Origin of the sequence: Virgibacillus sp., assembly GCF_013393565.1 — a bacterium.
Taxonomy (GTDB): domain Bacteria; phylum Bacillota; class Bacilli; order Bacillales; family Amphibacillaceae; genus Virgibacillus; species Virgibacillus dokdonensis.
The window spans coordinates 46,670-55,984 of the sequence record NZ_JABXHF010000022.1; the positions used below are offsets into that span (position 1 = coordinate 46,670).

12 protein-coding genes and 1 other annotated feature are annotated in these 9,315 nt (G+C 36.2%); all 12 genes read right to left on the bottom strand.

Translation table 11 applies throughout. The features are described 5' to 3' along the window. Positions 1-140: 140 nt before the first annotated feature. A complete protein-coding gene (gene pheA, locus HLX49_RS06650; protein WP_077703437.1) occupies positions 141-1,001 on the bottom strand; it encodes a prephenate dehydratase in 861 nt (286 codons plus the stop codon). Between the two features lie 160 nt (positions 1,002-1,161). Beyond that, the gene (gene obgE, locus HLX49_RS06655; protein ID WP_077703436.1) at positions 1,162-2,451 is read right to left on the bottom strand and encodes a GTPase ObgE; all 1,290 of its coding nucleotides are present in this window, start codon (positions 2,449-2,451) and stop codon (positions 1,162-1,164) included. 13 nt (positions 2,452-2,464) lie between these two features. Then, the gene (locus tag HLX49_RS06660) at positions 2,465-2,995 is read right to left on the bottom strand and encodes a Spo0B domain-containing protein (RefSeq protein ID WP_164085518.1); all 531 of its coding nucleotides are present in this window, start codon (positions 2,993-2,995) and stop codon (positions 2,465-2,467) included. Between the two features lie 188 nt (positions 2,996-3,183). Then, positions 3,184-3,474: a 50S ribosomal protein L27 gene (gene rpmA / locus HLX49_RS06665; protein ID WP_077703434.1), complete on the bottom strand. Its 291-nt coding sequence runs from the start codon at positions 3,472-3,474 to the stop codon at positions 3,184-3,186. Between the two features lie 13 nt (positions 3,475-3,487). Further along, entirely contained in the window at positions 3,488-3,817 is a 330-nt protein-coding gene (locus tag HLX49_RS06670) for a ribosomal-processing cysteine protease Prp (protein ID WP_077703433.1), read from the bottom strand. A gap of 9 nt (positions 3,818-3,826) precedes the next feature. Continuing rightward, positions 3,827-4,135: a 50S ribosomal protein L21 gene (rplU, locus tag HLX49_RS06675; protein ID WP_073004659.1), complete on the bottom strand. Its 309-nt coding sequence runs from the start codon at positions 4,133-4,135 to the stop codon at positions 3,827-3,829. Between the two features lie 14 nt (positions 4,136-4,149). After that, positions 4,150-4,222 (bottom strand) — a sequence feature (ribosomal protein L21 leader region). 223 nt (positions 4,223-4,445) lie between these two features. After that, complete coding sequence (locus HLX49_RS06680; RefSeq protein ID WP_077703432.1) at positions 4,446-5,318, bottom strand: M50 family metallopeptidase; 873 nt, start codon at positions 5,316-5,318, stop codon at positions 4,446-4,448. Continuing rightward, positions 5,308-6,078, bottom strand: a complete 771-nt coding sequence (locus HLX49_RS06685) for a M23 family metallopeptidase (RefSeq protein ID WP_077703431.1) — start codon at positions 6,076-6,078, stop codon at positions 5,308-5,310. Before HLX49_RS06685 ends, HLX49_RS06680 begins: the two co-directional genes overlap by 11 nt. Before the next feature lie 462 nt (positions 6,079-6,540). After that, the gene (gene minD, locus HLX49_RS06690) at positions 6,541-7,341 is read right to left on the bottom strand and encodes a septum site-determining protein MinD (RefSeq protein ID WP_077703430.1); all 801 of its coding nucleotides are present in this window, start codon (positions 7,339-7,341) and stop codon (positions 6,541-6,543) included. Continuing rightward, the gene (gene minC / locus HLX49_RS06695) at positions 7,334-8,023 is read right to left on the bottom strand and encodes a septum site-determining protein MinC (protein WP_101933831.1); all 690 of its coding nucleotides are present in this window, start codon (positions 8,021-8,023) and stop codon (positions 7,334-7,336) included. The genes minD and minC overlap by 8 nt, the downstream gene beginning before the upstream one ends. A 362-nt stretch (positions 8,024-8,385) precedes the next feature. After that, positions 8,386-8,925, bottom strand: a complete 540-nt coding sequence (mreD, locus tag HLX49_RS06700; protein ID WP_077703429.1) for a rod shape-determining protein MreD — start codon at positions 8,923-8,925, stop codon at positions 8,386-8,388. Beyond that, a partial coding sequence (locus HLX49_RS06705) for a rod shape-determining protein MreC (protein ID WP_296361061.1) occupies positions 8,925-9,315 on the bottom strand: 391 nt, incomplete at its 5' end. The genes mreD and HLX49_RS06705, both read right to left, overlap by 1 nt.

Consider the following 9,315-nt stretch of genomic DNA (forward strand, 5'->3'; position numbering starts at 1 on the left):
AACTCCTCTCTGTCATATCTGGGCTAATTACTCTATATCAACATATGCAAAGAAAGATTAAATGTTGATAAATTTAAATATAGAATTATCTCTACATAATGGTGTGGATTGGTTGTTGAAAAGAAAGTTTTCCTTATATTTTATAAATGATCCAATTGATATACTGGATATGTCCCTAAAACGGTCACTTGACAGCCTAATGCTTCTAATTCTGCTTTTACACCTGGGAAGAGAACTTCATCATAAGGTTGATTAACATCAATAATAAAGAAATAATTACCTAGCCCTGTTTTCATGGGACGAGATTCAATTTTAGACAAATTCATTTTTCTCCATGCAAAAGCAGATAATACTTGATGTAATGCTCCTGCAAAATCGCTTGGGAGTGTAATTAATAGCGTTGTTTTCTCTGATTGAACGGGATGTGCTATTTTTACCAATTCCTGTTGTTTACTTAACACAATAAACCTCGTATGATTATTCGGAAAATCATGAATGTTTTTCTGTATTGTATGGAGTCGATATATATTAGCAGCTAATTGATTACCAATTGCAGCTACTGGTTCTCCTTTTCTTTCACTTATTAGTTCTGCTGCTTTACCTGTAGATGAAGTAAAATGAAGCGTTGCATTTGGTAAGTGTTGATGAATATACTGATGACATTGTGCAATAGCATGACTATGAGAGTGCACTTCCTTTATATCAGCCATTTTTCCGGTGAAACTAGTGTGCACCAAAAGATGTTGCTGTATAGGAACAACAATTTCTGCCATAATCGGCAAACGTACTTGATGTACTAAATAATCAACGGTCAATTGAACCGTGCCTTCTATAGCATTTTCTAATGGTACAACACCGATATTAATCTCCCCATTATTTACTGCATCAATACATGCTGGTATTGTAGAATAACTATGTTTTACCTCGCCATTAAATGTCTTGTCCACTGCTAGTTTTGTAAACGTACCTTTTGGTCCCAAATAGCCAATAGTTGCTGTCACTACGTTATCCCCCTATATTTTCTAATATAAAAATGATTCTGTTGAAAATAAAGTGAAACTACATTCTAGAAGCTTTTACCCAGCCTCTACGAATGTAGCTAGAAATGAACATCTTTAACCTTTATACTTTTTTCGTTTGTTTCATAGACGGCACATGTTCTTATTCCATAAATTCAAACTCAAATTCTAATATACGAACCGTATCTCCGTCCTCTGCACCTCGTTTTCTTAAAGCATCATCAACTCCCATTTTTCTTAGCTGACGTGCAAACCGCTGTACAGCTTGATCGTGGTTAAAATCAGTCATCTTAAATAACTTTTCAATGCGATGTCCAGATAATACATAAGCACCATCATCATCTCGCGTAATTTCAAACGGATCTTCTTCTTTATGATAACGATAGATAACTTTCTCTTCTTTTGGAACAGCTTCTTCTTCATCCACAGCACTTTTTGGTATTTTTTCTAATTTATCAGCAATCGCAAATAATATATCGCGAACGCCATCTTTTGTGAGTGCAGATATTTCATAAACAGGATGTTTATTTTGTAGCTTTTCCTTAAAAACTTCCAAATTTTCTTTTGAACCCGGCATATCCATCTTGTTTGCCGCTATAATTTGGGGTCGTGTCATCAATTTAGAATCATACTGCTCTAGTTCTTGATTAATTTTAACATAATCATCATAAGGATTCCGACCTTCTGTTGCAGCCATATCAATGACATGAACAAGTACTCTCGTTCTTTCTACATGACGCAGAAATTGGTAACCTAATCCTACTCCTTCATGTGCTCCTTCAATTAAACCTGGAAGATCAGCCATAACAAAGCTTCTCTGGTCATTTGTATCAACAACACCTAAATTGGGAGCTAATGTAGTAAAATGATAATCTGCAATTTTAGGTCTTGCAGCACTTACTACAGATAAGAAGGTAGATTTTCCAACACTAGGAAAACCGATTAATCCGACATCAGCGATTAGCTTTAATTCCACCTTTATTTGTCTTTCCTGTCCTGGCTCGCCATTCTCTGCTATATCTGGCGCTGGATTTCTTGGAGTTGCAAAGCGTGAATTCCCTCTACCGCCTCGACCCCCTTTTGCAATCACAGCTTCTTGATTATGTTCCGTTAAATCAGCAATTAATTCTCCGGTGCTTTCATCTATTACTGTTGTCCCAGGTGGTACTGGAACAACTAAATGAGGGGCGTTTTTTCCATGTTGGTTTTTGCTCATCCCATTTTCGCCACGTTTTCCTTTAAAATGGCGATTATACCGAAAATCCATTAAAGTGTTCAGCCCTTCATCCACTTTAAATTTAACATCAGCTCCATTGCCACCATCGCCTCCAGCAGGGCCGCCTTTAGGTACATACTTTTCCCTACGATATGCGACAAGGCCATTACCACCATCACCAGCTTTAACATAAACACTTACCTGATCTACAAACATGTCCTCACCTCTTTCAATTACACGGAACAGAAAAAGAGCATTCTACAATGTCACTATTGTCCATTACAGTTAAAGGAAAATGCGTCTCCAACCGATGCAGTTGTTCTTTTAACTGTGCATGATTAAAAAATTCACTTACTGAGAAATACATTGTTATCCAATCCTTCTGTTCCTGCTTAACAACTAAATGAACCGTTATAAATTCATCTTTGAGCTTCAGCTTCTTTACCACAGCTAAAAATTGCTCACATTGCTCCGTTAATATTTGGTCTATACTTTCAATCCGCTTTCCTTCCGTATGTATATCGTACTCTAATTTTACATCCACATACATATAAGCGTGCTTCATCACCCATAAACAAAACTCATTTGCTTGTAGGTGCATTAATTTTCGTTCCATATTATAACAATGAATGATATCAACTATCTTTTCTTCTATCTTTTTAACATTGCCCATTGAAGCATAACCGTGAATTATTTGTAAATGATTCATTAAGTCATGCCGATAATGCTGCATGAAACGAACAGCTTCTTCTGCATTCATATAACATCCTCCCACATGTCCAAAAGTATAGCAGAAAACGCAAAAAAGGTCATTCATTCTCCTAAGTCATTTTTCAATCCTTGTGGGTTCTTTCATTTTCCACGTTTTGTTTTGGTTCCTTTTTTCTATAGAAAAAAATAATATTAAACGTTAAAAACTCCAGCCAATGAATTGGCTGGAGTTTTGTATTATGCTTCTTTAGCAACAGGGTATACACTTACTTTTTTACGATTACGCCCGTAACGTTCAAACTTTACAACACCATCGATTTTTGAAAAAAGTGTATCATCTCCACCGCGACCAACGTTCTCACCAGGATAAACCTTCGTTCCACGTTGACGGTAAAGAATAGATCCACCTGTTACAAATTGGCCATCAGCACTTTTAGAACCAAGCCGCTTGGATTCGGAATCACGACCGTTTTTTGTACTACCAGCACCTTTTTTCTGTGCGAAAAACTGCAAATCTAGACGTAGCATAAGATACACCTCCTTATTTATCTTGAATAGTAATAAATTGTCCATAATCCTGTTCTATGGACGAAAGTGATACAAGCATACCTTCAAATAATAATTGAACTCGACGCATTTCTTCAGAAGAAATATAGTCTGGTATTGTTACATGAAGATAACCGCCATTATCACTTTGGTTTATATCAAGATCCACTTCACATAAAGCCAGAACTGCGTTTATAGAACCAACGGATACTGCAGACACTCCTGCACACACTAAATCATATCCATAAGGACCGCTTTCAGCATGTCCGGAAAGTTCAAATGCTCTTATTTGTTCATCTTCACGAAAAACAATTACTTGTATCATAAGTAACCTCTAAGCGTTGATTTTATCAATCACTAATTTAGTGTAAGGCTGACGATGACCTTGCTTACGATGATAATTCTTTTTTGGCTTATATTTAAACACAGTAATCTTCTTTTGACGACCATGTTTAGCAACTTTAGCAGTTACCGATGCACCATTTACATATGGAGCACCAACTTTTACATCATCTCCACCAACAAAAAGAACTTTGTCAAATGTAACCGTCTCGTCTTGATCAGCAGCAACTTTTTCAATGAAGATTTCTTGACCTTCTTCTACTTTCATTTGTTTGCCACCAGTTTCAATAATAGCATACATATACTTTGCACCTCCCATAAACTAAGACTCGCCATACAGGTACTACACATTGAGTTTACAACCTGTTCTGAGCGGTTGTAGCACTGGTGCTACGATGAATAACGTATTAATGTTACCATTACAATACATTCATTGTCAATAAGTTTATGATAACTTCTCGGGAAAATAATGCTTTCTATACAAATGAACGCTTCATTTATTACATTGCCTCTTATCCGCATTTGTTTATAGTGTTAGAAGATCTTGTACCATCAATCGCTTTACATTCTACAATTCAGGGTAAATATCGAACACCTATAAAATGACAATACTACTTCGTGTTATTAGTCAAATCACCTAAGTCACCAACTGTATCTTTGTACCGTTTAGCTTCAAAATACCAATATAGGCAATCATATTCATTCATAAGCTTTATGGAGCCATTTGGGTATATAATGTAAATATTGTGACTCCATCCACGGTAAAAATAAGAAAAAACTTCTAGTAACGATTTTTCTGCTTTCACCCTAATAGATCTTGTCCGGCAAATTGGATTATGTCTTGTTTCAAAACGCTTAAGAAGGAACCTTGTAAATACATAGTACCGTTTTTTCCATTCATTTTTATTTTCAAACAGTAAGAAAAGGCACAACAAAAAAGTACTTAGTGTAAATGGTTGGATAACTAAAGAAGTGCCAAGCAAAAAAAGACAAGCAATCAACGAGAAATAAATCGATCGATAGTATGCCGTTTTGTATGGCCATTTTGTTGATATGATAAGCTGAAGTAATTTCCCTCCATCTAAAGGTAATACGGGTAATAAATTAAAAATAAATATAGTCGTATTATAGTACATAAAAGTATCAAATATGGATGAGGATATTACCCCTGTATCAACTGCCACCAGCGCAATAACGTATAATACAATATGCTGAAAGGGTCCGGCACAAATGACCAGAATCTCTTCTCTCACAGGTCTGGTCCCATGCTCTTCTGTGTCCATGACACCACCAAATACCCAGAGCATAATTTTCTTTATACGCCATTTAAATTGTAATGCCATTATGTAGTGACCTAATTCATGAAAAAACACAATAAACAATAAAATAGCCAGTTGCATAAATGTACCCGTAAAAAAAGAAATCAGGAGAAAAAGCAGTAAAATAGGATGGAAGTGAATTTTTGGCAATAAACTATTCCACATCGTCAACTTTTATCACCTGAACGGGGTCTATATATTGATTATCCTTCTCAATAGAAAAATAAACTGCTTGGTTATTTTCAGTCGGAACAAACTGGCCAATAGGTTGCTTCTTAGCAACATGTTCGTATAAGTGAACATCAATATTACTTAATTCACCGTACGTGGTAATACTATCATCTGGATGTTGAATGACAATTGTTTTATTTGTTTGCCGATCGTTTCCAGCAAAAATGACAATCCCCTGTTCCAACGCCATTATATCTGATTTTTCATTAGGTGAAATTTTTATTCCTGTACCGTTCGTTTGAAAAGATTCAGAAACATTACCGTTTACTGGAATTACTGGAGCATTCTCATTTACGACCTGATCTTTTGGAGCTCCGTCCGGCATGAAAGCAAGTGGACTACCAAATGTATCTTGATACCATAGATTTACTTTAGCAAATGGGAATTCCTCTATAAGGGCAGTGCTTATAATGGATTTAGCGGTTTGTAGTCGAGTTGATTCCATCTGCCAAATAATTGCAACCGTCAAAAATAAGATAGCGGAAAGAATTGCTTTCCATAAAAGTCCTGTTACTATTTTTCCTTGTCGCCCATTACTTGATGTTGCAGTATAGAGCGGTTCAAACCCATGCTTTTCCTCCTCTTGCACAAATGGTGTAACGACAGATTTTGATGCGCTATTCTGTGAAATAATGTTACGTGTTTTTTTTCTTTGTTCAATAGATTGACGTACTTGCTTAACTCCTCTACTCATAGTTTCTCATTCCTTCTAATCACATTTGTACAAGTATATGAAGCTAGTTGCAAATATATGTTAGTAAGAGGAAGAGCGAAACGATTCAAAAATGCACAATTGAATACTTTGATATGATATTAGAAAAAATTGGCTTATCGCTAAGTCTTATAACGAAAGCTGTAGTTTATTTTAGCGCGTTAACAACGTAGCGAATGGAACAAATCAACGAAAGATTTAGGAATCACGCCACTAAAAACAGGGTGATGCCGATGTCGGGTGCCAAGCCCGTTTTTAGTCGGCCTTCCTCTTAGTTATGAACCGACGATGACTTAGCTTAGGGTCAATGAAGTGAAGTCGCCTAGTTGCTCGGCGATGAAGACGGAAGTGGCTATTTTACTATTTCGTTATTGCTTTCTTATACTACAAAAAGCAGGAAAAGCCTGCTTTTTGTGTATGACTGTATTATATTAATTACTGCATTTAAGAACGCATGCCTAAAAATTGCTTAAGCTTTTGCATCATACCTTTTTCTGTATCTAATGATTGCAACGGGACTGTTTCGCCTAAGATTCTTCTAGCAATATTCCGATAAGCAATAGAGGCTTTAGAAGTAGGTTTAAACGCAACTGGTTCGCCTTTATTGGAAGCTTTAATCACTTCATCATCATCTATCACAATACCAATTAGATCTACAGATAAAATTTGTAAAACTTCATCAATATCAAGCATATCTCCATTTTTCATCATATGATTTCGAATGCGGTTAATAATTAAACGTGGAGATTCAACCATTTCCTCTTTTTCCAATAATCCGATTATACGATCAGCATCTCGCACACTCGATTTTTCTGGAGTAGTAACCACAATTGCTTTATCAGCACCTGCAATTGCATTTTGAAAGCCTTGCTCGATTCCTGCCGGGCAATCTATAATAATGTAATCATATTCTTGTTTCAGCTCATAAATAATTTGTTGCATTCCTTCACTTGTCACAGATGTCTTATCACTTGTTTGTGCAGCTGGCAACAAAGTTAAATAATCAAAGCGTTTGTCTTTAATTAATGCTTGTTTCAGCTTACACCTTTCTTCAATAACATCTACAATGTCATAAATGATACGGTTTTCTAATCCCATAATGACATCAAGATTTCTAAGCCCAATATCCGTATCTATTAAACAAACTTTCTTATCCATTAAAGCTAAAGCTGTACCGATATTCGCAGTAGTTGTCGTTTTTCCGACCCCGCCTTTTCCAGAAGTAATAACTATTGCTTCACCCATTCAGCATTCTCCTTTCGAACCTGTTTATCTCTCTTCGCTTCTGTGAAAGAACTTGGAGTCGATCAATGATTATTTTATCTTTTTCTTCATCGACCAGTCCACACTCCATATACACACCGTCAGATTCATAATCTGGAGCACGACTTATATAATGTGCGATCCTTAGTTGCATCGGGTTCATATAAGATGCAACTATAAATGCTTGTTTATCTCCATCAATACCTGCATGTGCAATTCCGCGCAAGTTTCCCATTACAAAGATATTGCCTGTAGCCGTTACCTTTCCACCTGGATTTACATCCCCAATTAATAATAAATCGCCAGTTATATGTAAGACTTGTCCAGAACGAACTATTTGATTCATCGTTTTTATTTCACTATTTTCCTGCCATTTACGAACTTCTTCACGAGGAACAACATCAGATTCAATGATTTGAATGGTAAAACGGTTTTCAGCTGTTATAATTTCTTTTAATCGAATCATCTGATCATGCTTTAAGTACCGATAGCCTAATTTAACTCTTACAGCTACAACCGGCTCCACATGTGCAGGCTTGCTCTCGTTCATTTTATACTGCAATTCCTGCATGGCTTCTTCAAACGAACAGGTATCGTCAATAAATAATGTGAGCCCGTCTTTTGTACCTTTCATGGTAATTAATTGTGTTTTTTCCTGTGTCACACGTTCACCTCATTCTATACATTCGGAAACTCGGAAGAATGCTTCAAATTAAAATCATATTTAGCCTTATTTACTATGGTATGTCAGACTTCATTGACTAGGTAGCCTAACAAGTATAATTTATTTGTAATACCAATATTCCCCTAGAACAGTACTCGTATATTTTATATTTAGGGAGAGTTGGGGGGAGAAAACTTAGCCTATCGCCGAATCTTTATGCAACCACCAGTTTTGCTTATACACTTAACACCACAATTTTATACTATCTTATTCGTGTAAGACGATGTGGTGAGTCGATAAAACATGTCGGTTACAGCTCATTTTAAAGTAATTAAGCAACTCCCCTAAAACCAAATAGCCTCTCAAAATGAGTTTCCTTTCGTTATTTGATCTTTCCCCCAATTTGTCAGTTTTTTTGCAAACAGCGGGTATAAAACGAATAAGAAAATTAAATTTGACCCTATTGTAGGCAATAATCGGTTGGTTAAATACATACTCCACGGCATGTCTGTTAATGCGACTACAGAGTAGATAAGATAAATCATCCCGTCACTCACTACTAATCCCACAATACCTAACAAAGCTACAACAAGAATGTTTCCGTGCAGTAATTTTTTCAGACCATAAATCAAGTAAATCGTAGATGCGTACGAAAACATATAAACGCCTAGTGTACTTGTATAAACTATATCAATTAGCAAACCAAAGATTAACGCGTATAGAACAGAATAGTGGGTGCTTTCATTGTCATAGAATACAGCGATAAAAACAAGAAATATAAACACCCAATGGGAAACAATCAGCCAATCTGATTTCAATAAGTTTCCAGGCAGTAATTCCAAAGAAACTCCTTGTAAAACAAGAATAAGTAGGAGGATAAGAGGTAAATAGGCACGCTTCATTACTCCTCCTCCTCTTCACTTTCCTGACCTTCATCAGTCTGTACAGAACGATCGACTACAATTACTTGGTTTAATTCGTACATGTCAGCAGATGGTTTTACTAAAGCAGTTTTCGTTAATCCATATTTGTCAGGAACTACTTCTTGAACTTTTCCAATCGGAAGCCCCGCTGGAAATACGCCTCCCATTCCAGAGCTAACAATTAATTCATCCTTCTTCACGTCTTTTTGAGACTCTTCAATAATTCGGAATATGAGGTGCTTACTTTTTTTATCATACCCTTCAATCATCCCAGAAATATTATCGCCCATGTCACGAGAAATTTCCCCGGAAATCCGGTTAAATTGGTCAAAGCCTGTAAGTGGTTGAACGGTAGAAGTATGCTTTGAT

Bases quoted from the DNA above. Each gene is read 5' to 3' on its own strand.
- HLX49_RS06660 (WP_164085518.1), bottom strand. From the start codon at position 2,995: ATGAATGCAGAAGAAGCTGTTCGTTTCATGCAGCATTATCGGCATGAC.
- rplU (WP_073004659.1), bottom strand. From the start codon at position 4,135: ATGTATGCTATTATTGAAACTGGTGGCAAACAAATGAAAGTAGAAGAA.
- obgE (WP_077703436.1), bottom strand. From the start codon at position 2,451: ATGTTTGTAGATCAGGTAAGTGTTTATGTTAAAGCTGGTGATGGTGGT.
- HLX49_RS06685 (WP_077703431.1), bottom strand. From the start codon at position 6,078: ATGAGTAGAGGAGTTAAGCAAGTACGTCAATCTATTGAACAAAGAAAA.
- mreD (WP_077703429.1), bottom strand. From the start codon at position 8,925: ATGAAGCGTGCCTATTTACCTCTTATCCTCCTACTTATTCTTGTTTTA.
- minD (WP_077703430.1), bottom strand. From the start codon at position 7,341: ATGGGTGAAGCAATAGTTATTACTTCTGGAAAAGGCGGGGTCGGAAAA.
- rpmA (WP_077703434.1), bottom strand. From the start codon at position 3,474: ATGCTACGTCTAGATTTGCAGTTTTTCGCACAGAAAAAAGGTGCTGGT.
- HLX49_RS06670 (WP_077703433.1), bottom strand. From the start codon at position 3,817: ATGATACAAGTAATTGTTTTTCGTGAAGATGAACAAATAAGAGCATTT.
- HLX49_RS06680 (WP_077703432.1), bottom strand. From the start codon at position 5,318: ATGTGGAATAGTTTATTGCCAAAAATTCACTTCCATCCTATTTTACTG.